Annotated in this window: 34 protein-coding genes; 23 read left to right on the top strand and 11 right to left on the bottom strand. The window is 38.9% G+C overall.

Annotated features, from left to right (window positions below; all coding sequences use genetic code 11):
- The first annotated feature begins 111 nt into the window (after nucleotides 1-111).
- The 22 genes from GFH32_RS03110 (at nucleotide 112) to GFH32_RS03215 (ending at nucleotide 18,026) form a co-directional block, all read left to right on the top strand.
- Complete coding sequence (locus GFH32_RS03110; protein ID WP_153509688.1) at nucleotides 112-1,494, top strand: phage portal protein; 1,383 nt, start codon at nucleotides 112-114, stop codon at nucleotides 1,492-1,494.
- A gap of 160 nt (nucleotides 1,495-1,654) precedes the next feature.
- A complete protein-coding gene (locus GFH32_RS03115) occupies nucleotides 1,655-2,446 on the top strand; it encodes an NCBP1 family protein (RefSeq protein WP_153509689.1) in 792 nt (263 codons plus the stop codon).
- A 97-nt stretch (nucleotides 2,447-2,543) separates the two neighbouring features.
- Complete coding sequence (locus GFH32_RS03120; RefSeq protein WP_153509690.1) at nucleotides 2,544-3,236, top strand: HK97 family phage prohead protease; 693 nt, start codon at nucleotides 2,544-2,546, stop codon at nucleotides 3,234-3,236.
- A 4-nt stretch (nucleotides 3,237-3,240) separates the two neighbouring features.
- Complete coding sequence (locus tag GFH32_RS03125) at nucleotides 3,241-4,497, top strand: phage major capsid protein (RefSeq protein ID WP_153509691.1); 1,257 nt, start codon at nucleotides 3,241-3,243, stop codon at nucleotides 4,495-4,497.
- Nucleotides 4,498-4,583: 86 nt separating this feature from the next.
- The gene (locus GFH32_RS03130) at nucleotides 4,584-4,784 is read left to right on the top strand and encodes a hypothetical protein (protein ID WP_153509692.1); all 201 of its coding nucleotides are present in this window, start codon (nucleotides 4,584-4,586) and stop codon (nucleotides 4,782-4,784) included.
- 2 nt (nucleotides 4,785-4,786) lie between these two features.
- Entirely contained in the window at nucleotides 4,787-5,095 is a 309-nt protein-coding gene (locus tag GFH32_RS03135) for a head-tail connector protein (RefSeq protein ID WP_153509693.1), read from the top strand.
- On the top strand, nucleotides 5,095-5,430 hold the full coding sequence (locus tag GFH32_RS03140) for a head-tail adaptor protein (RefSeq protein ID WP_153509694.1): 336 nt from the start codon (nucleotides 5,095-5,097) through the stop codon (nucleotides 5,428-5,430). The genes GFH32_RS03135 and GFH32_RS03140 overlap by 1 nt, the downstream gene beginning before the upstream one ends.
- Entirely contained in the window at nucleotides 5,423-5,896 is a 474-nt protein-coding gene (locus GFH32_RS03145; RefSeq protein ID WP_153509695.1) for a hypothetical protein, read from the top strand. Before GFH32_RS03140 ends, GFH32_RS03145 begins: the two co-directional genes overlap by 8 nt.
- Nucleotides 5,896-6,354 (top strand): hypothetical protein, encoded by a 459-nt coding sequence (locus tag GFH32_RS03150; protein ID WP_153509696.1) that lies wholly within the window; start codon nucleotides 5,896-5,898, stop codon nucleotides 6,352-6,354. Before GFH32_RS03145 ends, GFH32_RS03150 begins: the two co-directional genes overlap by 1 nt.
- Before the next feature lie 4 nt (nucleotides 6,355-6,358).
- Nucleotides 6,359-6,814, top strand: a complete 456-nt coding sequence (locus GFH32_RS03155) for a hypothetical protein (protein ID WP_153509697.1) — start codon at nucleotides 6,359-6,361, stop codon at nucleotides 6,812-6,814.
- A gap of 2 nt (nucleotides 6,815-6,816) precedes the next feature.
- Nucleotides 6,817-7,227 carry a hypothetical protein gene (locus GFH32_RS03160; protein ID WP_153509698.1) on the top strand — a complete coding sequence of 137 codons (411 nt, stop codon included), beginning with the start codon at nucleotides 6,817-6,819 and terminating at the stop codon, nucleotides 7,225-7,227.
- A gap of 203 nt (nucleotides 7,228-7,430) precedes the next feature.
- Nucleotides 7,431-7,574, top strand: a complete 144-nt coding sequence (locus GFH32_RS03165; RefSeq protein ID WP_153509699.1) for a hypothetical protein — start codon at nucleotides 7,431-7,433, stop codon at nucleotides 7,572-7,574.
- On the top strand, nucleotides 7,571-9,457 hold the full coding sequence (locus GFH32_RS03170) for a hypothetical protein (protein WP_153509700.1): 1,887 nt from the start codon (nucleotides 7,571-7,573) through the stop codon (nucleotides 9,455-9,457). The genes GFH32_RS03165 and GFH32_RS03170 overlap by 4 nt, the downstream gene beginning before the upstream one ends.
- Nucleotides 9,457-11,766 carry a hypothetical protein gene (locus GFH32_RS03175; RefSeq protein WP_153509701.1) on the top strand — a complete coding sequence of 770 codons (2,310 nt, stop codon included), beginning with the start codon at nucleotides 9,457-9,459 and terminating at the stop codon, nucleotides 11,764-11,766. The genes GFH32_RS03170 and GFH32_RS03175 overlap by 1 nt, the downstream gene beginning before the upstream one ends.
- Before the next feature lie 13 nt (nucleotides 11,767-11,779).
- The gene (locus tag GFH32_RS03180) at nucleotides 11,780-14,086 is read left to right on the top strand and encodes a hypothetical protein (RefSeq protein ID WP_153509702.1); all 2,307 of its coding nucleotides are present in this window, start codon (nucleotides 11,780-11,782) and stop codon (nucleotides 14,084-14,086) included.
- Between the two features lie 50 nt (nucleotides 14,087-14,136).
- Entirely contained in the window at nucleotides 14,137-14,589 is a 453-nt protein-coding gene (locus GFH32_RS03185) for a lysozyme (protein WP_153509703.1), read from the top strand.
- A gap of 4 nt (nucleotides 14,590-14,593) precedes the next feature.
- Nucleotides 14,594-14,890: a hypothetical protein gene (locus GFH32_RS03190; protein ID WP_153509704.1), complete on the top strand. Its 297-nt coding sequence runs from the start codon at nucleotides 14,594-14,596 to the stop codon at nucleotides 14,888-14,890.
- A complete protein-coding gene (locus GFH32_RS03195) occupies nucleotides 14,887-15,054 on the top strand; it encodes a hypothetical protein (RefSeq protein ID WP_153509705.1) in 168 nt (55 codons plus the stop codon). The genes GFH32_RS03190 and GFH32_RS03195 overlap by 4 nt, the downstream gene beginning before the upstream one ends.
- Nucleotides 15,041-15,688, top strand: coding sequence for a hypothetical protein (locus GFH32_RS03200; RefSeq protein WP_153509706.1), 648 nt, complete (start codon nucleotides 15,041-15,043; stop codon nucleotides 15,686-15,688). Before GFH32_RS03195 ends, GFH32_RS03200 begins: the two co-directional genes overlap by 14 nt.
- Nucleotides 15,689-15,790: 102 nt before the next feature.
- Nucleotides 15,791-16,852, top strand: coding sequence for a fatty acid desaturase family protein (locus GFH32_RS03205; RefSeq protein WP_153509707.1), 1,062 nt, complete (start codon nucleotides 15,791-15,793; stop codon nucleotides 16,850-16,852).
- A 284-nt stretch (nucleotides 16,853-17,136) separates the two neighbouring features.
- Nucleotides 17,137-17,328 carry a cold-shock protein gene (locus GFH32_RS03210; RefSeq protein WP_153509708.1) on the top strand — a complete coding sequence of 64 codons (192 nt, stop codon included), beginning with the start codon at nucleotides 17,137-17,139 and terminating at the stop codon, nucleotides 17,326-17,328.
- Nucleotides 17,329-17,789: 461 nt separating this feature from the next.
- On the top strand, nucleotides 17,790-18,026 hold the full coding sequence (locus tag GFH32_RS03215; RefSeq protein ID WP_153509709.1) for a hypothetical protein: 237 nt from the start codon (nucleotides 17,790-17,792) through the stop codon (nucleotides 18,024-18,026).
- 33 nt (nucleotides 18,027-18,059) lie between these two features.
- On the opposite strand, the gene GFH32_RS03220 is transcribed toward GFH32_RS03215, so the two are convergent.
- The 3 genes from GFH32_RS03220 to GFH32_RS03230 form a co-directional block, all read right to left on the bottom strand.
- On the bottom strand, nucleotides 18,060-18,527 hold the full coding sequence (locus tag GFH32_RS03220; RefSeq protein ID WP_153509710.1) for a hypothetical protein: 468 nt from the start codon (nucleotides 18,525-18,527) through the stop codon (nucleotides 18,060-18,062).
- Between the two features lie 54 nt (nucleotides 18,528-18,581).
- On the bottom strand, nucleotides 18,582-19,271 hold the full coding sequence (locus tag GFH32_RS03225) for an SOS response-associated peptidase (RefSeq protein WP_153509711.1): 690 nt from the start codon (nucleotides 19,269-19,271) through the stop codon (nucleotides 18,582-18,584).
- 108 nt (nucleotides 19,272-19,379) lie between these two features.
- On the bottom strand, nucleotides 19,380-19,577 hold the full coding sequence (locus GFH32_RS03230) for a CsbD family protein (RefSeq protein WP_153509712.1): 198 nt from the start codon (nucleotides 19,575-19,577) through the stop codon (nucleotides 19,380-19,382).
- A gap of 135 nt (nucleotides 19,578-19,712) precedes the next feature.
- Between GFH32_RS03230 and GFH32_RS03235 the strand changes: the two genes are divergently transcribed.
- Nucleotides 19,713-20,255: a ferritin-like domain-containing protein gene (locus tag GFH32_RS03235; RefSeq protein WP_153509713.1), complete on the top strand. Its 543-nt coding sequence runs from the start codon at nucleotides 19,713-19,715 to the stop codon at nucleotides 20,253-20,255.
- Between the two features lie 128 nt (nucleotides 20,256-20,383).
- On the opposite strand, the gene GFH32_RS18605 is transcribed toward GFH32_RS03235, so the two are convergent.
- The 8 genes from GFH32_RS18605 to GFH32_RS03275 form a co-directional block, all read right to left on the bottom strand.
- Nucleotides 20,384-20,755: a helix-turn-helix domain-containing protein gene (locus tag GFH32_RS18605; RefSeq protein WP_153509714.1), complete on the bottom strand. Its 372-nt coding sequence runs from the start codon at nucleotides 20,753-20,755 to the stop codon at nucleotides 20,384-20,386.
- Entirely contained in the window at nucleotides 20,752-20,922 is a 171-nt protein-coding gene (locus tag GFH32_RS03245) for a hypothetical protein (protein ID WP_153509715.1), read from the bottom strand. Before GFH32_RS03245 ends, GFH32_RS18605 begins: the two co-directional genes overlap by 4 nt.
- Before the next feature lies 1 nt (nucleotide 20,923).
- Nucleotides 20,924-22,717 (bottom strand): DNA cytosine methyltransferase, encoded by a 1,794-nt coding sequence (locus tag GFH32_RS03250; RefSeq protein WP_153509716.1) that lies wholly within the window; start codon nucleotides 22,715-22,717, stop codon nucleotides 20,924-20,926.
- Nucleotides 22,714-23,109, bottom strand: coding sequence for a hypothetical protein (locus GFH32_RS03255; RefSeq protein ID WP_153509717.1), 396 nt, complete (start codon nucleotides 23,107-23,109; stop codon nucleotides 22,714-22,716). Before GFH32_RS03255 ends, GFH32_RS03250 begins: the two co-directional genes overlap by 4 nt.
- A gap of 35 nt (nucleotides 23,110-23,144) precedes the next feature.
- On the bottom strand, nucleotides 23,145-23,756 hold the full coding sequence (locus GFH32_RS03260; protein ID WP_153509718.1) for a hypothetical protein: 612 nt from the start codon (nucleotides 23,754-23,756) through the stop codon (nucleotides 23,145-23,147).
- A 686-nt stretch (nucleotides 23,757-24,442) separates the two neighbouring features.
- Nucleotides 24,443-24,769 (bottom strand): hypothetical protein, encoded by a 327-nt coding sequence (locus tag GFH32_RS03265; protein WP_153509719.1) that lies wholly within the window; start codon nucleotides 24,767-24,769, stop codon nucleotides 24,443-24,445.
- Nucleotides 24,769-25,419, bottom strand: a complete 651-nt coding sequence (locus tag GFH32_RS03270; RefSeq protein ID WP_153509720.1) for an AP2 domain-containing protein — start codon at nucleotides 25,417-25,419, stop codon at nucleotides 24,769-24,771. The genes GFH32_RS03265 and GFH32_RS03270 overlap by 1 nt, the downstream gene beginning before the upstream one ends.
- 87 nt (nucleotides 25,420-25,506) lie before the next feature.
- The gene (locus GFH32_RS03275) at nucleotides 25,507-26,103 is read right to left on the bottom strand and encodes a hypothetical protein (protein ID WP_153509721.1); all 597 of its coding nucleotides are present in this window, start codon (nucleotides 26,101-26,103) and stop codon (nucleotides 25,507-25,509) included.
- Nucleotides 26,104-26,109 lie beyond the last annotated feature (6 nt).

Consider the following 26,109-nt stretch of genomic DNA (forward strand, 5'->3'; position numbering starts at 1 on the left):
ATTCGTTTGTATTGGTCGATCTTAACATATTTGATTGGTCTATCCTTGCTAGAATAACCTATTTAACCCTAACAGCAGTATTTATGGTATTAATCAATTTAAAGCAATCAAATGGCTAGTTTCGGGCAATACGTCAATAAGGCATTAGGTTTCAATCCCCAAAAGAGGGAATACGAGAACCAGTTAAATGCTATCCTATACGGTAACCTTATCAACTTCAAGGATGTTGTATTTTACAACTACTGCAGGGAGGACTTTATTCTAAAAGGGTACAAATCCAATGCAGAGGTTTACTCAATCGTCAAAAAGATTGTGGATAAGCTCTCGTTCGCTCCACTTTACCTATACGAGGAAAAAGAGGACAAGAAAAGCTTAAGGTACAAAAGCTGTAAGAAGTCGGTGGATAAGGTTGAACACGCTAAATACAACATCTATCGAACTAAGGCACTCGATTTTGTCAATGACAACAACAACTTTTCAAAGCTGATCGAGCAACCTAACGAACATCAGTCCTGGAATGAGCTTATCGAACTGTTCCGCATATTCTACTTTGTGCAGGGTGAAGCGTTCCTGTATCGGGAAACGGCAGACGATAGCGACATCGCATTGTCCATCCACGTGTGTCCGGCTAACCTTATGGAACCGGTATTCGGTGGAACGATAAACGATCCCATCACAGGATGGAAGCTGAACCTTTTGAATGGTCAGATTCGCAAATTGGATGCTAAGGACGTTTTCCAATTGAAGATGGCAAATCCCGAATTTGATTCGATGGGTAGCCAACTTAGGGGAATGTCACCACTACAGGCAGGACAGAAGTATCTCCAATTAGATGATACAGCAGTAAAAGCGTGGTTAAATAGTACAATCAACGAAGGAGCTAAAGGTATTGTTTCCCCTAATGTCAATGATCCAAAGTTATGGCCAACAGCGACACAAGCTCAACAGATTGATGAAGCTATTGAGAAGAAAGTTCACGGTTCAGAAAATAAAAACAAAGTAGTGTATGCTAACATGCCACTACAATACAGTGCCATCGGTCTAAGCCCACAGGCATTAGCTATCGTTGATGGTCTTAAGTACTCCAATGTAAAGCTATGCGACCTTTGGGGAGTTCCTCCGGTACTGTTCGATCCTAACCCTACCTATCAGAACATGAAGGAAGCAAAGGAAAGATTCGTTAACGAGGTTATCATTCCATATCTGAACAAAGAGGAAGAAGGACTTAACAGATGGCTTACAGAGCCGTTTAAACGTGCTGATAAAAAGAACTATGTATTGGATTATGATACGAGTGTCTACGATGAATTGAAACTTGATTTAGAGGAAAGGAGAGCATTGAGCGAAATCCTATCTATCAATGAAATGAGAGTATTGGAAGGATGGGGAGAAATCGAGGACAGCGATGCAGCCAATCAGGTATTCATAGCATCGGGTAAAGTTCCTTTGAATGAATTTGATATGGGATTAACATTAAATGACGATAAGTTATGATTAATGCATTGAAAGTTGTTTTTCAAAACTCAATTGGTATTGGACTACTCGGCAAGGAAAAGAGAAGATTCAGAAGGGTTCAAAATAGAGGTAAATTAAACACCAAAGAAATTGAACCAGATATTCAGAGGATTTTAAATGATAATTTCTGGGATTTAATATGAACCCAAAACTACAACTAAGAAGATACGCAAGAGCAGAGGACAGAAAGCTAAAGGCATACGAGAAGAAGTACGCCAAAGCGATCCTACGTGTCCTTAACCACCAACTTGATGAAGCAATCCGAAACCTTGAATCAGGGGCTATCTTCTTAGATGTAACCATGAACGATGTACTATCAAATCTTTACAAAGAGGTAGGGGTAGACCTCGCCAACAGTCAGTATGATGCCCTAACATCATTCAAAACAAAAGCAAACGAATTCTTCTTAAACACCTGGTTGGACTTCATGACCAATTATATCTTATCCTCAATGGCAGGAAGGGTAACCGGTATCAATGACACTACACGAAAGAAGATACAGGAAACAATAGCCATCGGTTTTAACTTAGGTCTGGAAACCGAACAGATAGCACAGTTCCTAAGAGAGCGTGTCGGACAGTTCAATGTTTACCGTTCTATAATGATCGCCCGTACCGAAATAGCAGAAGCAGCCAACATTGCCAAAGATAGAAGCTCTGAAGATTGGGAAAGGGAAACAGGGGAGAATCTGTATAAGGTATGGATTCATCGCTATGCAAAGGAACCGAGAACCTTTCACGAGGAGCAAGATAACGGCAAAGCGATACCGAAATCTGACAAATTCCAAGTAAGAAACCCTAAAACGGGGGGCATTGATGAAATGTCACGACCTCATGATCCAGCAGGCGGGGCTATTCAAAACGTACAATGTTCGTGCTGTGTAGTCTACGTTTCGGAGAGTTACGCACGCCGTTTGAACTCAGCTAAATAGCGTTTGCTAAAATTTAGCTAAAATTATGCTAAAACTTTGCTAATAAATTTGGTAATATGCTAAATCTATTTTAGCTTTGCTAATATCGTTAGCAGAAATGAGTGAGTTAGTATACAAGAATGCTTCTGTTCCTTTCAAGGATATGGATGACCAAACAGGGTTCCTGATTGGTTATGCCAATATTTATTCCATTAAGGATTTAGTAGGGGATATCTCAAATCCTGCATCTTTTGTGAAAACAGTTTCCGAAAGAAAAGCTAAAATCAAAATCTATAAAAACCACGACAATAATTTATTGGTAGGAGTTCCAAAAGAGCTTAATCCTTATGATTCAGTAGGACTTCATTTAACTGCTAAGATGTTAATGGACACCGCGTTGGGTAGGGATACTTATTTTGAATCTAAGTTTTTGGTTGAGAATGGATTTGAAAGCGGTTTTTCGATTGGGGGTTACGTCGTAAAGCGTAATCCTAAGCAAAGAGCAGAGGTCATGGAGTATAAACTTGATGAAGTTTCCGTTCTGACTAAAGAACAGGCTAATCAAGGCTCCATGGTGCAAATTGTGAAGTCTATCCAAGATCAAGAGGAAATAACCCAAGAATCATTCTGGAATATCATCACCAAAGCATACGATAATCACAAATTCAGTGATAACGTGCTGAAATCATTAGAACAGTTTTTGAAAATGTCACTCGAAAATCAGGAGCCGAGCGATAGCGCAATCGAAACCACTCCACAATCAGAGCCGACTAGTATTATAAAATCAATTTATTCAAATTTTTTACCATAAGATCATGGCAGAATTAACGGAAGAAGAAGTAAAAAAAGCGGCTCAGGAGAATATCGAAAAGATTGCAAAGGATGCCGCAGAGAAAACGGCCGAAGAAAAAGCAAATCAAGCCGTAGAAAAGTCCTTAAAGGACAAAGGTTTCGTAACCAAAGAAGATGCTGAAAAATCAGCAGAAGAAGCTGTAAAAAAGGCTTTGGACGCTAAAACAGTAGAAGATAATAAACGTTTCGACACATTGTCGTCACAAATCAAGAAAGCGTCACAGATTGAACCAGTGGAGAAAGTAAATAAATCGTTCAACGAATATTTAGCGGAAGCTATCGAGGAAAACAAAGAAGCTATCCAAAACTTTAAAAAGGGTAGTCCAGAATTGACCATCGCTATGAAAGCAGTTGGTGATATGTCAATCGCTAACAACTTCCCTAATGCTACTCCATTCGTACAGGATGTGAGAACAGGATTGGTCACTGTTCCTCAAAACCGTGTTTGGTTATCTGATATTATCCCTGGCGGTAGTTCTACAGGTAACTCAATCCTTTATCCAAAAGAAAATGGCGGTGAGGGTGCAGTAGGTTTATGGACTAATCCAGCTGTTGACAAACCGCAGGTTGATTACGATTTGACAAGCCAATCGGCTTTTTTCAAATGGATCGCAGGTTATGTTATCATCGAGCGTGAAATGTTGGATGATATCGCATGGTTACAGTCGTACTTACAATCTAAGTTGCTTATTTCATACAAGACAGCGGAAAACAATTTCATCTTAAACGGTTCTACTGACACAAACCCTGTTACGGGTATGTTGACTGCAGCCACTGCTTATAATGGAACGTTTACAAACGCTGTTGACCGTGTGATTGATGCAGGATGGGGGCAGATCGTTGAGACTACTCACGAATTCTATAATCCTACTCATACAATCCTTAATCCTCGCGCAGCTGTTAGCTTAGGCTTAAACAAAGCAACTGGTTCGGGTGAGTATGATTTACCTAATGGATCAGTAGCATTCAGTAACGGTAAATTATCTGTTGGCGGATTAGATGTAGTTACTACAACTGGATTGCCTGCAACTGATTTCTTAACGTTCGATCGAAACGCGTTAGCATACGTAACTCGTATGGCTCCAGAATTGAGAATGTTCGAAGATGCTGCTTTGGCAAAACGTAACAAAATCATGTTCCGTATTGAAGGTCGTGCAACACTGGCAATCTTCAACAACAACGCATTGGTTAAAGGGCCTTTAGTAGTGCCTACACCATAATAAAGGCTGTTTAATTAGTTCATATAATAGGTTAGTTGAATTTAGTTAGGGTGGGGTAACCCGCCCTTTCTTTTACACACGAAGAAATGAGCAGAATCAAGTTTTTAAAGGATCACGTAAATGGCATTAAGAAGGGCGACGAGGGAGAATTTACCGAGGGTAGAGCTAATTATCTTGTACGCACTGGTGTAGCCGAATATGTGACCGAAGCGGAGCCGAAACAAGCGGTAAAGCAAACAAAACAAAAGTTAAAAACCACGAAGTCTGAACTCTGTAAAACCTGCTAACAATGGCATTCCCTACTCTCGAAGAAGTTAAAGCGCACATGAACCTTACGGGAATTGATGATTTTGATATGATCCTAGACATGTATCTGCAAGCGGCTAAAGCTGACGCAGAGAACATCTCAGGGCGTAACTTCTCAAATCCATTAGATGAAAACTATGAAGAGCCTAATAGCTCTATCAAGGTAGCGATTTTAACGCGTGTAGCAACGAGTTTCGATTGTAGACAGGATAACGACGAGGAAGGGCAGAAAGAAGCTGTAAACGCTTCTATTTTCATCTTCCGTCAATACTCTAAAAGACCAATATTCTAATGAAGCTCGGAAAGTACGATCAAAAGATTCAGTTTGTAACCTGGGGGAAAGAGCCCGACGGAGCAGGAGGTTACAATCCTGTCGAGATCGTCGAGCTGACAACCTTCGCGCAAATCAATCAGCTCCAACAATCCTCGGATTTAGAGCAAGCGCAGTTGTTACTTCCCGAAACATATCGAGTTAGGATGATTGTTAGGAGTGGTTTTAATCCGGTAGTAGGGAAGGACGTGAAGTGGAGAGGTGAAATCTTTAAGATAAGCACAACACCACGAGTTGAAAGTGTAAGGCTTCAAAAGGAATGGATCTTTGATATAGTGAGGGGAAACAATGGCTAAGGGGGCAATTATCAATACGGTTGGAAGGGATTTAGAGAAGTACCGGAAGGATGTTTTGAAAAAAGTCAAAGACCTAATCGCGGAGTTTGCATCTCAGTTGGAAATTGATGCTATTCGGGACTTGGATAAAGCAAGTAGTGACAGGGATTACATATTGGATGAAGGTCTTGAGAATTTAAACTTCATACATATTGATAAAAAGTTTACTAACAGTGGGTTTAAAGCTGAAGTCGGAGTAATGGGAGAAAATGACTTAGCTGCTTACATAGAATTTGGAACAGGATTGAGTGCAAAGGAAATATTAGCTCCATATCCACAAGAAATTAGAGACATAGCAATGAAATTTTATGTCAACGGCCAAGGTATCATGCAAGGACACCCATACTTGTACAACAACTATCTACGATTGATGCACGCATTTAGGGTTGAATTGGATAAAATACTAAAGGTTAAAAGGAAATCATAATGGACGTGTCAGAAGCATTAAGAAGGGCATATTTCACAGCGTTAACGCCTTTGGTTGTTGATGGTGTAGAGATTCCTGTATTTGATGAATTTTTCAACCCAAATGAGACAATCCCGAAGCTGAATACATGGGCTTCTACCTATGTAGTTATTCAAGATCAGCAAGAGATTGAAGGAGTTCAGAACTTCTGTAACTACCGTCAAAACTGCTCTTTAACACTGCGTATTGTAACGAAGTTTCCTACTAATCAATCGATCGGTAAAAAAGTCGCTGAGAAGGTATCAAACATCGTTCAAACGAAGATCAAGCCAACAGGTAAAACCCACGCGCTTATAAACGCAAACGGATACTCATTTCAACGAGTAAACAAAGAATTAAGCAGAACCATATTTGAAGAAGCTAACGGAACAACAGCAATTAGCAAAGTAATCATTTACAATAACATAGTAAATCAATAAGAAGATGGCAGGAGAAGTATATATCAAAGGAGATACAGGTACGCTCGCATATTGGGATGGTGACGCATACAAGCCAGTGGTTTGTTTAACATCATCTTCTCATGAATTAACAATGAACACCGTAGAGAAGGTGAACATGTGTAATGCAGGTAAAACGATTCAAAGTCCGCAATCTATTTCGGAAAGCGTTCAAATCGAAGGAGAGGTGATCGATACTACCGCAGTAGGTGGGGTTACTCCAGGTGTTACCGTAGGTGAATTAAAAGCATTAGCAAGAGCGCAGGTTACTGCTGGAGTTGGTGACGATTTCAGATTGAACAGAGGGCCGGAAGGATTCATTTATTTTAAAGCACTTTTATCAAACGTATCAGATAGTTACCAAGCAGGTGAGGACGCTACTTTTAGCGCAACCCTTACAATCACTAACGATCCAACAGAAGTAGACCCACACACGCCTTAATCATGGAAACTTTAAAGATTAATGTAAACAGCGAAAAGGTAATCGAGCTTCATTTTGGAAGTTGGGTTATGGGGCAATTAGCTAAGCAAGGGTGGGGTTACGATCTTGCCGGAGTGTTGACCAAGATGGCTTCCAATCCGTTTGAAAGCATGGCACTATTACTTCATTTGGGCTTATGCAGTGCACAAAAGAAATCTCTTTCTCTGAATGAGTTGAGTTTAGATGATGCGTACGATACGCTTGATGAAATCGGTAAGTATAGCGAAGATGAAGCTATGAAAATACGCGACTCGTTCCTTATTTCAGCCTTCGGTGAAAAAGTGCTTGATGCGCTTAAAAACCTCAACGAGGACGATATCGAGGAAAGCGAATCCGGTAGCAAAAAAAAAGTAGTGACAATGAAATCCAAGTAAATTGGGAAATAGATTGTGTAGCCTTCGCGGTGGGAGAGTTGGGATTAAGGCTACACGATTTTTACAATATGTCTTGGTATGAGTTTACTCTTAAGCGGTTCGCTTACTACCGAGAAAGAAACCATAAAGAGAAGGAATCGTGGTACAGAACGAGGTTTATTGCTTATAGGACAGCAATAGCGCCACACAGTAAACCGAATCCGATGTGGTTTACAAAGGACGGTTTAGAAAAGTTCCTTCCGATGGACACGGACAAGAAAGCAATCGCACGGATAAGTGATGAAAAACGTTCTAGCCACCTAAAGGAGTATGAAGAGTATCTAAAACAAAAGAATAGCAAGAAATGAGTTTTGTAGCAACTATAGAAGCCGACATCAATAAATGGACTCCTAATTTAGATAAGGCGGGGAAAGATGTTAGCAATTTTGCCAATAGAACAAAGCAAGATCTTGATAAGGTTTCCAAAGCTCAAAGAGGCGCTGGTACCGTAGCTATGGAATTCAATAGGGTTATCCAAGATGCTCCTTTCGGGATGATGGGTATTTCCAACAACTTAACCCAATTATCGGATAATTATAAAACATACGCTAACAACGTTCGTCAGGCGGCGCTAGAGCAAGGGAAGTCTATTAGTAACTTCCAGATATTTAAAGGAGCTGTCGCAGGAGTATTAAGCCCTATTAACCTCTTTAGTTTAGGTTTATCGGCTGTTACGTCTGGAATTATTCTTTACCAACAATGGAAGCAAAAAGCAAACAAAGCAACTAAGGAAAGTACAGATAAATTTAAGGAGCTAAACGATAGTTTAAGCAACTTAAGTACGACGATGTACAAGGCTGCTCAACAGTCGGGTGCGGAAGTTGCTCAACTAGGTACGCTGTATAAAGTTACTCAAGATGTAGCCCAAAGTACAGGAGCTAGAAAGAAAGCGGCTAAGGATTTGATTGATCAATATCCTGCATTATTCGGGAAGTTCTCTCAAGAACAGATTATGCTCGGTAAGGCTAAAACGGCATATGACGAGGTTAGTAAATCTATCATAGCTACTGCACGAGCGCAAGCGGCTTACGGTCGAATAGGAGAAAAGGCATCCCAACAGTTAGCGATTGACGAGACCAACAGAAGTCTACAAAAAGAAATAGCTCTTCTAGACATCGCTATTCAAAGACAAGAATCTTTAACAACCGCGGGAAAGAGTGCCGGTGCTGTTTCCGAATCTGTTGAAGCTGGGAATGTAGCTAGATTAAATAACTTATTCAGTGAGCGAGCGGACATTCTAAAACAGGTATCCGGTAATTTGCTAGATAGAGCAAAACTACAAGAGGATATCAACCAGCTAGAAGGTTTTGCGGCTACCAATCAAGCTAACACAATAGCTTTAACTGAAAAACAAGCAAAAGCTACAAAAGACCTCGGGAAATCCTACGCGGATCTTCTGAACGATATTAAAGGTGCGTCGCTAAGTGAGTATGACAGAAAAGTATTCGAAATCGGTGTTAAGTATGAAGGCATCTTTAAGCAGATACAGAAAATAGGGGATGCATCGAGAAAAGCTGACGCTTTCGGATTGGCCACACAGAATCGACAATTTGAGTTACTTAACGCTCAAGCTGAAAGGTTTCTAGGGACTACGAAGAATTTACAATTATCCGGTCTTAGTGGACTGTCTAATTCCGCAATAACTATCCCCGCGCAAATTAAATTCGATGCTGATGTTAGTGTTCTAAACGAAAAGCTAAATAGCGTTCGTTCAACTATGGCAGGAATAGTCCTAGATGTTCAATCGTTAGTGGGCAACGGTATATCCGACATGATGTCAGCACTTGGTAATACTATAGCAGAGGGAGGAAACTGGATGGAGGGAATCGGCAAAGGGCTACTCAAAGGCTTAGCTGGATTATCAAAATCTATTGGTGAACAAATGATTGCGTTTGGTGTAGCCGGTCTAGCATTAAAGAAATTGATGCTTAATCCAATGTTGGCCATAGCTGCAGGAGCCGCTTTAGTTGCCTTAGGATCAATCGCGTCCGCTTCTGTTGGCAGGCAGACGTCAAATTTTAATGGCACAAATACAGGTAGTTATGGGAGTAATATAACGTCTTCACCTAGTAGCGTGCCTCGTGGGGCATACTACAACAACGATCGCCAAGAAGTAACTCTTAGAATTAAAAACGGTGACTTGGTTGGTTCTTTCGACTATTCACAACAGAAGAAATCAAAGCTTTCGTAATGTCGTATAACACTAAATATATTCTAAGTTACTGTAATCGCAATATGGTACCATTGCGTGTCGAATTACAGCTATGGGATTACGTAGGTGAACAGTTTATAGTAGTCAATGATAATCAGTACTTACAGGATTTAGAAGGGAAATATGTAGTATCGAATATTGACGGCGAATACGATTATCAAAGAGATAAAAATTCAATTGAAGCTGGCGCAAATCCATTCACTTTATCTTATCAGAACGATTTAGGCAAGAAAGGCGGGTGTATTCGCGCGACATCAGCAGAAATGGGCTTCTTCGAGGATTTGCAATTTAATATTGATGACCTCTCAACATCGGATGAAACAGAGATACGATGTGTTTTTTATTACAACAATGAAATTGAATGGATAGGGTTTGTTTATCCAGACTTTTTTAACGTAGCAATTGAGGAAAATCCGCTTATAAATTTAACGGCATCGGATAGAATTGGCGCGTTAAAGCACGTTGATTATGAGATCACACAAGATATTGAAGACAAGGTTTCATACCTAGATATCATTCGGTTATGCTTAAAAGAAACGGGTTTAGAGTTAAATATAAATGTTATATGCGGTATCTATAGCGACGAAATTCCATCTGAAACATCAGATGCTGACTTCGAAGGCTACGAAAAAGTCAATCCATTAGAGCATGCTTTTGTGAGTGAATGGCGGTTATATAAAGACATTGAGAAAAAGGAACTTCATGACTGCTATACTATACTTAAATCGATACTAGCTCAATTTAATTGCCTGCTTACTCAGTACAAGGGGGAGTGGTGGATCGTTAATAAGTACGAATTAGAATTAGGATACGGGATATTATTTGAATACGATACGAACGGAACTCTATTAGGTATTAGTCGAGAGACGATGCCTGAGGTTTACTTCAGTAGCGTAAATGTTGGTGCAGAAAAAATATCACATCCGGCAGGAGCAAAGAACACCATATTGCTAGACAATGGGCAAGATATGATATACCCATTAAACTATTCATTGGATAGCGATAATGAACTATTATCTAGTGTAGAATATTGGACAGCAAAAGCAGGAACTACCTCTGAAACAACGCTTGATATACCAGCGTCATACAATGGTAACGGCTCTATCTCTTCAACTTATCCTAATGATATTCGTGAAGTTAAGATCAAAGAAAGTAATATCACCGTCCTTTCAAACGACACAACGAATTTTGCTCCGGTACCTGATAAGGTGATCGGTAACTCATTCATTCTAGAATCAACGAAATTTAAAGTAGTTACGTTAGATAAAAAGAAGTCGAGCTTTACGGTTAACGTTAAAGGCACTGGCAAGCCCAATACAGCAATAATGATCGGTCTTTTTATGGAGATTGAAGAAGGAAATATCCCAGGGGTAAAGCACTATTTCTCTCTTCAAAACCGTATCGATATCGAGAATAATTATACAGGCGATAATCGGTTTGTTTTAGTGTCGGATATCAATTCTAGTGGGCAAATTACAGTATATCCATTTGGTTTTGAAGATAAATTTAATTCGTTAAATATTGCTGTTGAACAAGAATGGAACTTAGATATCAATATAGCCGCTGGATCTCAGCAATCGTACGATATCGAGACAGCAAAGTTTTTTGTTAGAATCTACCCAAATTCAGCGTTCAAGAAAAATACTTACAATCCTGATTTAACAGAGATTCACAACGTTTTAAAGAATTTTACTATAACGTTTAAAAACGATAATCAAAATCCGATCGGTACAGTTTTTCAGACAAAACTTACCGAAGGCAAATTTACTACCCCAACAGAGCAACAAACAGCATTTTATGGGGATTACCAAACGTTTGGCCAAAACGGGTACTTCTATGCATATCGTGAAGATTCGTTAAGTATACATTACAATGCTTCGGGCGAAAGATTAAAAAATTGGTATACAAATTCTGATTCGTCGAGACAACCTTTATTGCTTCATTCACTAAGACAATTCACTTTTCAATACGGTAAGGCACACGATATATTGAGTAATATAGGCTTTGACATGGAGCGTATAAATCCATTTGCTCACTACGCAGTAAGATGCAGGAGCGAAAAGAAAATACTAGTCAATCCAGAGGATGACTACTTACAAGAGAAGAACAGCAAATACATTACAGCAACCATCGGCAAATATCTAAACAGCAAAAGATTCGTATTTGTCGAGGGGAAAATAGACTACCTAAGAAGCCACTTTGAAGGTGTGCTTGCTCAAATAAGAACTAATGAAGTGCAGCGGCAGGAGTATATCTACTCCTATTTTGAACAGGGGGATATTAGTTAAATGAGTATAGAGAATGGCTACAGTTAAATTTCCAAGCGAAATGAGCCCAGCTACAAGCATAGGGGGCAATGACAAATTAATGATCTCGAAAGAGTCAACAGGTGAAGCTTATCAAGCTACCTTCAATCAAGCAAAAGATTATCTAGCTATTACAGGCATTGAACTAGAGCCGTTAGTAGGGGGTACAACTTCGGGTACAGCATTAGTAGTACCTAACGGACCAGCAGGAGAACAGCGTACTGCGGAAGTTGCTAGCGGTTTATGGTATAACTTTGGATCCGGAGCAGTACAGTCCGATATTACAAAGCGTTGGAAAGCTTATTGGAGCGGCTCTTCTTGGTCTTTAAAAGACATGGGGGCTTTGCCAGTAACACCGATTGCTAATGTAGTAGTAAAAGACGGGACAGAAGCCACATCACAGAAAGCTGTTTACGACACTTTTTCTTCTGTAGCATCGCTACCTAATGCCAATCAATTGCCATTTACTTTAGTTGCCGGACAATATCATCCTACTACTGGAGAGAATGCAGGGGGGTTAAATTGGATTGGTACAACTAAGATGGCAAGTAATCCGAGTAAGTTTTACAAAATATTTGGGTTTGGCATCTCGGCAAGTCAGGCAATATTATATAGGGTACACTTTTGGAATGGATCTACATATTTAGGAAACAAACCTTCTACAGGATTTCCTACTGATTTCACATTTCAACCATTAGCCACAGCAAATCAAATGGCTATACAAGTTGACGGCGGAACGAATGTAGGTGCGAATCCATCTACTTCACCATTCAACAATACCTTTAAGATTTACGAATCTGACTCGAATGAGTTTGTTCTTGATACTAGTGTTAAGGCTGAAACAATTAAGGGTAAAATAGAAACCACACAGATTAAAACTATTGAACAGTCGATAATGACATTAGGGGCTTCGGGAAATGGTGCGCCATCGCTAGCGCAGACAGGCACTTCTTATGTCGACGGATCAACAGGATTGCAATACACAAAATACGCTGGCAAATGGGGTAACGGCGTATCTCAAGGATGGAATAGAAAGGCAAATTATCCTGCTGAATTCACTTTCAGACCATTTAACCTATTCTTATTGAGTAACGGATTAGTAATTCCTGAGGTGACAGATATTACTAACAATGTTATCGATCAAATCATCGCTATTGCTCCGTGTTATATTGACCCAATAAATGGTTCAAATGGTAATGATGGAACGACCAGAGAGAAAGCGTTGAACACTGTAGCGAGAGCTATCGAGTTAGGGAAAAGAAGAATAGTATTGATGTCGGGATGGTACAACAGAGATAAAGGAGTCGGAAACCTTACGATTACAGGAACTACACCTTTTATCATACATGCCGATGAAGGAGCTTCCCCATTAATCAGCTCCGCAGACGATGCTACAGTGTTGACATGGTCGGCAGATGAAAATGTATTCCAAGCTCCAAGAGCAGGATTGTCGAACGTATATGATTTAAGACGCTTTGTATCGAAGCAGGAAGGATATTTCGAATACTTATCCGTACCAACATTGGCAGAGTGTAAATCAACAGTTGGAAGCTATTATACAGATGGCACTAACGCTTACATCAATACTATTGACGGAAATGCACCTACGGCAGATGTAAAGTTAGGATTGAGCGTGCCAGTATTTCAGATAGCTGTAAATGCAGAAGTTCCATTTATCTACTTAGATGGTATTGACTCTTATGTTCAACGTTCGACAGCCGCTATCTATATAGCCAACAATACGACGACACAGTTCAGTACTAAAGTATACGTGAAGAATTGTAGCACATATGGCAATAAGTTAGGGAACGGCATTGCAATCGATAATTTCAAATACTGCTACACACAAAATTGTGGAGGTGCGAATATGCAACGCGACGCACTCAATTATCACACAACGAAAGTCGGATATGAAGTCATGAAAGTCGTTGAGGTAAACGGTTGGTCTTTTGACACTGGAAAAACTTCTCCATTGGAAACCTCAGCTAATGGCACTACTGCCCATGACGGAATTCAAATCATCCGTATAGGAGGGAAGTTTAGAAAGTCTAGAGGAAGTACAGTTGCGGACGTTGGCGCTGGGACGATGTCATTAAACTTTGATGTTGATGCAGGAGGAGCTTATTTAGAAAACTCTGCCGCATTCCAAAATGCTGACGGAAAGGCATGGTTGTTCAATTGTTATCTACATGATTCTTTCTATAGCATCAGAACCTCCGGTTCGGAAGCTGTTCGGAACACATACTATGATAGCAGATGTTTATTAGAAGGTGATACATCAGGTATCGTAACGCCAATTTAACGTTAATGGACGCCCCTATCTCGGTAGGGGTTTAATAAAAGGGGAAGAGAATGAGAACAGGAGAAAAGGGAATAGCGCTTATTAAAAGCTTCGAGGGATTCTACTCAAAGCCGTACAAAGATCCAATAGGCATTCCGACGATTGGATACGGATTTACATATTACTTACCGGATAGACGCAAGGTCACCATGCAAGATAGACCATTAACTGAACATCAGGCTACCTGTATGCTGCAGGAGATTTTGAAAGGATATGAGAGCGATGTGCTACGGTTGGTTAAAAAATCACTGACGCAAAATCAGTTCGACGCGCTAGTAAGCTTCACTTTCAATTTGGGCGGGGCGAATCTCAGCAAATCGACGCTGTTACGTAAGGTGAATGCAAACCCAAACGATCCAACTATCGCAAGTGAGTTTGTAAAGTGGAATAAAGCAGGCGGCAAGGTTTTAAACGGACTGACACGCAGAAGAAAGGCAGAAGCAGAGTTGTATTTCAGTAAGTAAGAGAATGGCAGAGCAAAGAGAAAATCAGCAACCAACATTCATGCAAATAGTAAAGCATCCAATTACGTATGCTTTGCTAGTTGTTGTGTCAGTGTTTTGGTATGTATTGTATTACACAACTGATGGGAAAGACGAGCAGATGGAGCGTGAAGCCAAACTTTACGAGCGGATTATCGAAGAGGTGCGCAAGCAGTCTAAACAAGAGATTACCGACCAAATCGAGCCGATCGCAAAAAAGGTAGATACCATCAGTGCAAATGCTGATTCAACATTCAATTACGTAAAGGAGAGAATGAAATGAAAAAAGCAGTTATCCTATTGATGGTGCTATTGTGGGTAATAGTGACATCGTTAAGTCAAAGTAAGCCGATAGAGCGCACAGAGCAACCGCTATTGGTAAAGTCATTAGATAGTTTAAATAGTTCTTTAAATAAGCTTAAAATAGCATTAGATGGGAAGGATTAAGATAGTGGCAATGGCGTGCGTAATGTGCGCCTTTGCATCATGCGGGATATTTAAAAGTAAGACCAAGCAGTCCTCAAAAATGGAGGTATCCGAAGGGGCTAAAGTCGAGGTCAAGCAGATAGAACAATCCGCAAGTAAAGGAGAGGTTAAATCTCAGGAGATTGACAAAGGAACGGTAGTCACCGAGCGCGAGACAACGACGGTTACCACTCGCGATGGATCAAAAGGAAGTGTTACCATTAAAAGAGGTGATCTTAAGCCTGGGGAGAACGTCCTTCCGATGGATAGCGCAGTAGGATTGATTAAAGCTGTCTTGGACACGCTTAATAAAACACTGACCATATCTATCGATCAGCCTGCAGAACGCACGGAAACAATAGTCAAAGAACGTATAACTGAACAACGTGACTATAGTAAGCAAAGTGAAGAGCGAACGCAGGACACGACTAAAAAGCAAGTGGCCATTGCTGCAGAACAGCACAGGCGTGAGGAATCTATGGAAAGTGCGAGCGAAAGCAAGCCCACTGTTAAGGGCATGCTTTGGTTTTGGATTGGCGGAGGGGTGTTCGTTGTGATCGTCGGTATTGCGATTGCGTTATGGGTTAACAACTTTTCAAAAAAAATGAGAAAGTAATGCTTCTGCTTTTTTTTCCAACACTAATTTTTTAAATTAGTAACATTAAAGCCATTCATTTAATTGTGAATCGCTTAACGCATAAAAGTAGTATAGTAAAACATGAATACCGTAGTAAAGTTTAACAATGTCAATGCATTGTTTTCGAAATCATTGAAACAAAAGGTCAACAATTATTTCCAAGAAGAGTCGATTAATAAAACAGGTAATGGACTATTAATCGTAAAGGCAATCATCCTTCTCTCTTCTTTATTCCTAATCTATTCAATTCTTATATTCGTTCAACCACATTGGATAGTCAGTGTTGTGTTATGCCTTCTATTAGGGGTTAATTTAGCCGCTATTGGATTCAATATTATGCATGATGCTGGACATAATTCGTTTTCAGAGAATAAGGCAATAAATACGATCCTTTCCTATTCTTTAAATTTGCTTGGCGGGAATATCTTTTTGTGGAAGTTGAAGCATAATATAGCGCATCATACATACACCAATATCGATGGTGAGGATCACGATATTGAGATAAAATTCATGAGAATTCACCATGACCAACCGCTAAAAGAACATCACAGATATCAACATCTGTATTTTATATTTCTTTATTCGATTTCATATTTGGCGTGGATCTTTTATCAAGATTATGAAAAATATTTTAGACAGAGGTTGAGCATATCATCAGAAAAATTTAACTTTCCAATCAATGAAAGAATAATTTTTTGGATTAGCAAAATTATTCACTTCACGTTGTTCGTCGTGATCCCCATCATCTTTGTTGGCTGGATTCCAACCCTTGTAGGCTTATGTTTAACTAGTATCGTCTGCGGAATTTGTTTGGCCACCGTATTTCAACTAGCGCATGTCGTTGACGAAACTGAGTTTAAAACCCTGGTTGACGAACGTGTTGAGGCACAATGGATGATACATCAATTGCAATCTACGGCCAATTTTGCTACCGATAGCCCGGTGTTAACTTGGTTGCTTGGGGGATTGAATTTTCAAGTTGAGCACCATTTGTTTCCAAAGGTCAGTCACATTCACTATCCGAAAATTAACGAAATTGTTAAAGCGACTTGCCTAGAATATAATGTTAAGTATAATGAATATCCCACATTCTATGCTGCTTTCCAATCGCATATAAAAGTGATAAAAGCAATGTCGAAATAAAAATTATTTTGATCTTAATTAAATTTTATTATCTTTGTGTTATAATCAGGCCCTGCCGACGCTTTCTGAAACCGATCAGTTCACTCATCTTTTTTAGTTTCCGCATTTTCAGTTGCTAATTTGTTTTCATCTAGATGATGTTTGACGAGAAATGTTTTGTGACATGTCATAGCAACCTTCTCTTATCCTCAACTTTTGATTTTATAAATGATTATTTGGACTCAATTGTCCAGAAATATGAGCGTTTGCTCACTAACAAGATATTTTATTTAATACACAACACAATGCAAGAAGGAAAAATTAAATTCTTTAACAACACAAAAGGATTTGGATTTATTACACCAAATGATGGTGGAGATGATTTATTTGTACACAGTACAGGATTAAGAGACGATATTAGAGAAAATGACCACGTTACCTACAATGTTGAAAGAGGCCAAAAAGGTCTTAACGCAACGAACGTACGCATAGCATAACCATACTCCATTTGTTATTAATGAGATCGCGATTATAATGTAAAGTTATAATCGCTTTTTTATTTGCTGATTTTAGTATAAGAAGCTGGATAAAATCACAGTATAATGTGGACGCAAACAAATTTGACAATAGTTTGATAATTATTCTACCCCAAATAATTATTTTAAATCGCTATTAGCAAACTATAGTTTAAGTGTTTAATTTTCTAAAGCCCCTCACCAAGGGGCTTTTTTGTGAATAACAATGTGATCGAGAAGTAAGCGCAGAAAAAAAGCTCCACGATCGCGGAGCTATAAGCATTGTATGTTACGAGCATCAAGGTTTTAAAATGGGTGTATTAACTGATACTACAAACAAAATATTCAAAAGTTTGCAATCTGTTTAGCTTTAATTCATTTTTTTTAAAACTCATTCTTATTCAGTGTGTTCTAACATATACAACACACTAACTTTATAGAACATGGCACTAGACACAGCAAACGAAGACAAAGTAAGCAAGACTATTGAGAGTCAAACCGCAAAGATTCCTTCCGTAGTATTTTTGGGAGCCGCATTGTTGGCAATGGGCGTATCGGCTGCTCTAAAATGTAGTAGATGGAAAGATGATAAAGACGCACTTTTTATTGGCCAATGGGCAGCACCGTTTTTACTTTTGGGTATTTACAATAAAATTGTGAAGACCGAAGGACATGATTAACATCAATTAGCCCCTAACTAAGGGGCTTTTTTATCACCTATCTCCCTTGTACCATGATATCTCGCCTGTTCCAATCTTCCCAATATACTTCCGGATGTGATCGTCAGTAACGACTCCGGTTTCATCTTCTAGATTGTATTCGAATCTCTTGGTAAATTTATCGTAGGAAATCGTCGCTACATAATGTAGGTTAACATAAATATGCCATAAATTACCCTGTTTCTCGCGCACTTCAACCAATTTGCGTTCGCCTTTATAATAGAATATATCGCAGATTGTTTTATCGAATCGGATAATCAGCGCGTTGATAACGGCTTCTTTAATATCCTCGTCAAGATAACCTAACGTACATTTCCAATGACCTTTCTCTTTGGTAAATACATACAGCGAAATTCCATCCTTTCCGGTCAACACATAATCGCGTTGGCCAGACCCACGGTCGCGCACCGATATCTTCGCATACATCACTTTATTTCGACAATGGATCTCCAATGGTTTCATCTTTGCAAGTTTACTAAAAATATTAGTAAATTGTCGAGAGTAAAAACGTTAAAATCAAATAGCTTTCTGAATATCAGGATGGTTGGTGTCTTCGCCGCGCGCTCCAGTGACACGGTATACTTGGTGTGAGCCTAGTTCGCCATTGTAGGGAACCATAAGATCAGTAATTTCGTCTTTTCCGTCAGCGAATAACCATGCATCGCGATCTTTCTCTCCAATAATTAAAGGCATTCTTTTCTTTTCGTTGTGGATTTCTCCCAGTAATGGATTTGCAGGAGTTGTAATAATGGAGAATGTCGGATATGTTTCGCCTGTATCTTGGTCGGTAAAATCCGAATAAACGACACCGAGAGTAAAGATTTTCTTATCAGGATGGTAGATATAGTAATTTTCCGTGTCCTTCACACCCTTTACTTTGTGAGGTTCATAGAATCCATTAACGTATAACAATCCTCGGTTCTTTGTGATGTAGTTCTTATAGCTAGCCTTTTCGAATATGCTTTCGCTTTCTGCATTCAGAGTATTGGCATATTTAGCGGCATCTGCTTCATTCTTCACCCAAAAAGGTATAAGTTTCCATCGAGCCTCACGGATAATTTCAGGGGAGCTATTTAGCGTCACAGGAAGGAATGGACGAGCAAATCCCGATACGTGGAAAATTTCATCTCGCTTATATTGGACACCTAGCGATTTAAATTCTTTTCGTAAAGCCTTTTCATCAGGATGTGAAGTGTGATAGCACATAATTTTATGCCTTTCTCAATTATAACAATAATCCATGGGATTTGTTGGGGTATATTATGCAATAAGCCTAACTAGGTGGTTAGGCTTTTTTGTAAACCGTTTGATAAGTTAAACATCTTTATCTAAATCGTTTAACCAAGATTGAACTTCTTCACGAGTTTTTCCGGTCTTCTTCTGAAGCCTTCCATATAATTCGTCTTCTTTACCTTCGGCGTAGAGTAAATCGTCGTCTGTTAAATCAGCAAATTCTTGCTTTACTTTACCTTTTAGAACGTTCCATCTACCTTTTAAATCTAAAGTATCCATAGTTAATTTTTTAGTGTATTCTTATAACAGCTTAAAACGTAAAATGTTCAATTTTTATTCTCTTCACATTAAAATCGTTAAAACATTTTTGAATTATTGCTGTTCTAAAGAGATATAAACATATATATAATCATTATGGCAACTACAACGAAAACCAAAACACCAGAAACAAAAATAAAGGCAAAAGCTGATGCCGCTAAAGATTTACAAGATTTATTCGAAGATGGAATGAAAGATATCTATTGGGCAGAGAAAGAGCTTGTAAAAGCGTTGCCTAAGATGGAAAAAAATGCATCTTCTAAAGAATTAAAATCAGCTATTGCATCCCATCTAAACGAAACGAAAGAACACGTCGCTAGATTAGAAAAAGCCTTCGAATCAATTGGGGTTAAAGCAGAAGCTGTTAAATGTGATGCAATGGCTGGTTTATTAGAAGAAGGCGAAGGAATTATGGAAGAAACCGAAGTTGGTTCTGTACGAGACGCTGGAATTATAGCGGCGTCGCAAAAGGTCGAACATTATGAAATTGCTACTTATGGTACTTTGGCAGCTTTCGCAAAGGTATTAGGTCATAAGGAAGCTTTGAAATTACTTTTGTCTACCTTAGATGAAGAAAAGACTTGCGACGAAAAGTTAACATCTATTGCTGATACAAACTTAAATTCCAAGGCTGAATAAATATTATGCATCGTTGCGGAAAAGGTTAGTAATTTACTAGCCTTTTTTTTATTCTTCCTCTCTAATTCTGCAAGATTGAGGAAATGCCTAAACATATGTTTCAACATATATGTTATGACTTATACCTGTCATACTCGGGATTTTGACCGTTTTTGGTCAAGGTTAGCTAACCTAGATTGTATCTTATCCGCTAAGCTTCTGAAATGCTTATCAGTAGCGTACAAGTCTTTATACTGATTAATCTGATAGATTACAGTGCTATGATCGCGACCGCCGAATATTTGACCGATCTCAAGCAATGACATTGAAGTATTGCGTCTTAGAAAATAGGAGATAAGGCACCTAGCTACTGACAGCTTTCGAAGTCTCGATTTGCTTGCTATTTCTTCCTGTGTGACGTTTAACAGTTCGCATACAGTGTAGACTATAGGGTCTTGATATCTGTTGGTGAAAGCCATTCTAAATGGACGTTCTAGTCCTGCGTATATAAGTGGGGTCATCCCTCAAATATTTTAATCTGCTTATTCGGTTTATTTAATCGCTCTTCTGCCTTAATGCCTTCGAGTTTCTTCCTTGCTATGGAGAGTACTTCCAGCATCTGCTCATTTGATAACCCATTCTCCTGGAGATAGGCTATTATCATATCTGCTTGTTCTTGGATGGTCATGTTATGCTACCATTTTTAAAAGTACCTCACCTTGGCATTCAGCCCAAGCACGTACTACATGAGGAACTACACTGTTGCCAATAAATTTCTTTTGATCTGATTGATTTCCGTACAATTTGTAATCCGCTGGAAACCCCTGAATTAGTTTCAACTCTGAAACTTTCAGCATTCTCATACGGATATCTGATATCCCATACATCGCCATAAATTCCTTGATCTTGACCATGGTTTCAGAATCATCTTGATAGATTTCAATTCTAACTGACTGATCGATTGAATACTGGATAAAGTATAGTGGAGCTTTGTCTTGACGTGCAATGATTGTTGGGCAAGGTTGCTCAATATGCATTGTATGACCACCATGTGAAGGATTGTATATAAACCCTTTTGCAGTCATCAATGCATGCTTATCCGATGTTAAAATTGTGCCTGCTGGCTGATCGATTGACTGATGATTATGTTCGCCTGAATACTGCTTATCTAGCCAATGAGCCTGAACCAAAGAAAATCGATCCTTTGTAGGGATGGTATCCAATGGATCGTTGATTGATTCACAACCTTTTTCGTTACCGTAGTATTTAGTCAAGAAACAAGGATTGATCAAGTAGTGATGTTTTCGACTTGCCAAAATTGTTGGTACGGGTTCATCAACCGACTTAGATACACCTTTATAGGAAGATGTTAATACAAATGGTTCAACATTTACCAATGCTTGATTAGCAGCGGTAGTAATTGTCGCTAACGGACTATTGACTGATGCTATCTTATTCATTGGTCTACCTGAAAAGTACTTAGTAATGAATGAGGTCTGAGCCAAAGCTAGTCTTCCCTGGCAGGCTATTGTTGGTAATGGACTATCTATTGATTGAGCAGCAACCTTTCCGTGCTGGTTCATAGAGTTGTATTTTACTACAAAAGAAGCTTTACCTCCAGCCACTTCTTTGATTAATCCTGCATAAATACGTTTGAGGGAGTTCTCAACCAATGGTTTTTTGCGTCCGAAAATACTTTCGCCTTCATCCTCAAAATCCAATAGATCCTTAACTGCATTCCATTTCTTCAAATCGCTTCCAAATAGATTGGTTTTATTTGATCCTGTTTTGGAATGTGTAGGCTCTGGCCAAACAATAGGCAATCCATTCTTGGTAAAGCAACCAAACAATCTATTTCGGGAAGTGTAAGCTCCAAAATCAGCTGAATTTAGTTCTCGCCAATCATCACGGTAACCGAATGATTTAATATGCTCTCTCCATCGCATCCAATCAATTCCCGATTTCATGCTCAATGGCTTTCCATGTTCATTAAGCGGACCCCATGACATAAACTCTACCACGTTTTCAATCTGAATGTAATCAGGATTTAGAGCAATAACATATCTGTCCAAGTGGTCTGCTAATGTCCTCGAATCAGCATCCCGAGATTGACCACCTTTAGCCTTACTGAAATTCGTGCATTCCAAAGAAGCCCAAAGAACTACTTTTGCGTTGGGGTAAAGCTTTCTGTATGTTTTGACAATTTCTACTAAAGGATCGAGGTGAAGCGTTCTGATATCCTCCTCGAAGTGGTATACTTCGGGATGGTTTTCCCAGTGACTACGGATTGCTTTGTGATCATGGTTGACACAAGCTGCAACAATGGCGATTTGATTTCCATCTTTATCCTTTGCTTTTGCAAATCCAGTTGTTGTACCTCCAGCTCCGCAAAATAGATCGACTACTATATAGCGTATTGCTTCTGGATTCTTTACTATCTGAGGGACGAATGGTTTATGTTGTAATATGAATGCGTTGATCATCCCTCCACCTCCTTTCCCTCTATAGGTAGAGCGAGGCGTATCTCGGTCACGTATCTGAATGAGTTGTACTGGTCTAAAACTTTTTCTATGCGTTCAGATACATCTTGAAAATCAATTTCTTTAATAGCATCGTATATCGTATCTGTATCATCTCCCGTATTGTCCTCGTGATTTACCCAAATATGCTCAGCAATGAGTTCTTTTAGTTCTTCATTTGTTAAGCCACATGGTCTAAAAGTGTGTTTCCCTGCTAGGTATAACTCACTATCTTTAATATCATCATCCGTAAGTTCTGATAGTTCATGTAAGCTTTGAAATCCGTTGCTTGGATGTCCGTAAGCAAAATGTGTATAGCCTTGCTCTAAGGCCTCCTTTATCGTTAATCTTTCCATTCTTTCTCTCCTTCTTTATGCTGCCGGCTGAGGGGCTAGACAGCAAGGTTTTTAAGTGATAATTCTTGTTTAATTCTCCATTCAGACCTGATCTCTTCAGGGTTTCTTAAGTCGTCTATATCGACGAAAAGCACGGTGTTTTTACTGTCAAACATTGGAACGGACTTCTTAGGCTTGTGGACTCGGTTTGGAAGGATTTTCTCGTTCTTTTGGAGCTTAACATGACCTTTTTGCATTACGCTTTGATCGATTACAACAACGTCCTTTTTCTTTTTAGTTGGCTTAGGCTTGAGCTTTGGCTTCTTTGCTTCTTTGTTGTGTTCCTTCGGCCTTCTAATAGGCTTCGGCTTGAAAAAGCGAGGTCTTAGCGGATGGTCTTTTGTTACTTCTGAAATTTGACGCTTTCCTATTTTATATTTTGCGGATACTTCACTTAATGACATGGTTAATCGGTCGTTAGCTATCTGCTCGTAGGTTTCTTGTTTTGTCAAGACTCCATCCGACGCTCGTTTTAACTCACGCCTAACGACTCTCTTTACCGTCTCCAAATGAACGGACAGGGTAGTGGCAATAACCTTTTTGCTAACTCCGTCAAAATGCATCTCCATTAACTTTTTTATGATTTCTTTCTTAATTGGTGCAGCCATGATTTTAGGGTTTAAGAAGTCCTTATTGCGTATTCCTCAATAGTTTCGAAATCGTGATATAGTGGTTTAGAACAGCAAGGGCAGTATTCCTCGAAAGTAGGAGGTGTGAGAAAGTCCCCTTTGCAGACTTCTCTTACTTCGGTTCTGTCGTAGTTTATGACCCATCGGCAATTGCTGCAGACTTCTACTCGTTCCTTTGGGTAGTCACGCTTTATACATTCGATTTCCTCCGTATCGAAGTGATCGGATAGTCTATATTCGGTACTCATAAGGACTTCTGTTTTTGGGTTAATTAATCTTGTTTCTACTAAAAGAAAAACCCTCGCGAATAGCGAAGGCTGAATCTTCTGTTATCTTATTGTGGCAGTTCCTGCATAGCGGTAGCCAATATTCAATCTTGTTAAGGTTTATTCCTCTGGACTTCATGTGATGTACATCGGTAGTCAAGTGAGTGCATCCATTTAATTTTGCTTTGCAGTAGGGGTTATCCTCTTTGAATTTCTTAGCAAGTTGGTAGTAAATCCTATCTTCTTTTATTCCCTTTTTGGATCGTTTTGGAATAGGCTTCTTTACTTTATTTTTCCGCTTTTGGACAACAGTTTTGTTAAAACAAAAAAGGCACATATGCTTACTGAATATGTACCTTTCTTCTTTGCAGGATTCGCAAACCTTTTTCTTTCGCTTAATCATGCCGAATCAATTTTAAACCTAAAATATTCTTCTCCTTTTTTGACCTTGATCTTTTTTACATTCCCCTCGGAAATAAGCTTGTCATTAATACCGTACTTCTTACAGATAATGTCCTGTGTAGGTTTAATAGGGTTATCCCAATCCGATAGGGAACTGGATAATCCGAATTCAAAATCTATTCTGTAAGGTGGTGGGGGTAGTGTTATTTTACTTGGGAGGAGTAGGAGAGTGTGCTTTTCGTATGCTTTGTATTTTGGAGTCTTGAACTTCCTGCCTTGGAAAGCTTCATTGACCGATAGGGGTTTAATACATATTTTTATCATTAAACAGGTTTTAATATCTCTTTATCTTCCCAGTTTGATATGAAGGCTCTGTGATGAATTGTTTGCCATTTAATGCCACTAATTTCAGCCCATTCACCGATAGTTTTGGTTACTCCATCGATTGTAAGGTATCTATTGTTTCTTTGATTTCTAGTCTGTGTTTTTTTTGAAGCCCATCTGCAATTTTCCTTAAAATATCCTTTTTCATTATTTATTCTGTCTAAAGAAGAATCTTTATTAGGCTTACTTCCCATGTCATTATAGAAGTTGGAAAAAGAGTTTTTCCAAGAATCACAGATGGTTATTCCTCTACCACCATAATAATCATAAGCTTTATGGTTCGGGTTTAAACATCTTTTCTTCATAGATTGCCAAGTGTTATACTCTGATGTTCCATACATCTTATGCTTAGTATTCCGAATAGTAGTGTTTTCTTTAGCTAACTCACGAGAATAGCATCCGCAACTTTTAACATATCCATTAATAACTTCTGACATAACTAATATTTTTTCAACACCACAATTGCATAGACACGAAATCATTCTTTTTTTATTTCCTCCTTTAGTGAAAATTGCATCAACTTCTTTAATAATGGTTAGGTTGTTGTATTTACCTCCTATGAGATTTTCTAAGTTTATTTTTACAGCCATTTCGATCTATTTTAATAAACAAATATACTAAAAATTTTAGTAAAACCTTGCCATGCTTCGTTAACTGATAAAGGCTTAATATCAATCCTAATCATGCCCCTTTAAACCATTTATGAGAAAGCGAATATCATCATACTGAACATCAGTAAGCGGAGAAACTTGATCTTTCAAAAACGCTAAGTTATTGACACAAAATTTTTTCTTTGACACGGATGTTACTTCTCCTACGATAGCGCAGTCTGTTCGGATGCCGATTACTTTATCGCCGAGTTTTAGATCTTCTTCGGGTTTGATACGGTATTCATAGTTTTCACCATCCCATATAGGATTAGTAGCTTTAGTCCAATCACCAATCCAATTTTTAGGTATCGACTCAATCACCGCTCCATTACTATGAGCTTCTTTAAGTTCAGCGAATTTGTCCTTCACTTCCTCTCTTGATATGTAAAGCTCAAACAAATCATTTAGCGATCCTTCTTTTGAGTGGTTAGGCGTTGGATCTTCTACTAATGTTAATTGTCCTTGTTGGTGGACTAAGTGATCGTGGCCATGTGCATGAAAGTCGTAGTACATTTCCTTATCGTAAGGGATGTTATTTTTTCTTGCTCTAGTGATTACCTCATCTAACATCTCATGTCCGTAGACTACTACGTGGATGTTATCTATTGTTGTTTTATCTGACATAATTAA

Source organism: Sphingobacteruim zhuxiongii (assembly GCF_009557615.1).
GTDB lineage: Bacteria > Bacteroidota > Bacteroidia > Sphingobacteriales > Sphingobacteriaceae > Sphingobacterium > Sphingobacterium zhuxiongii.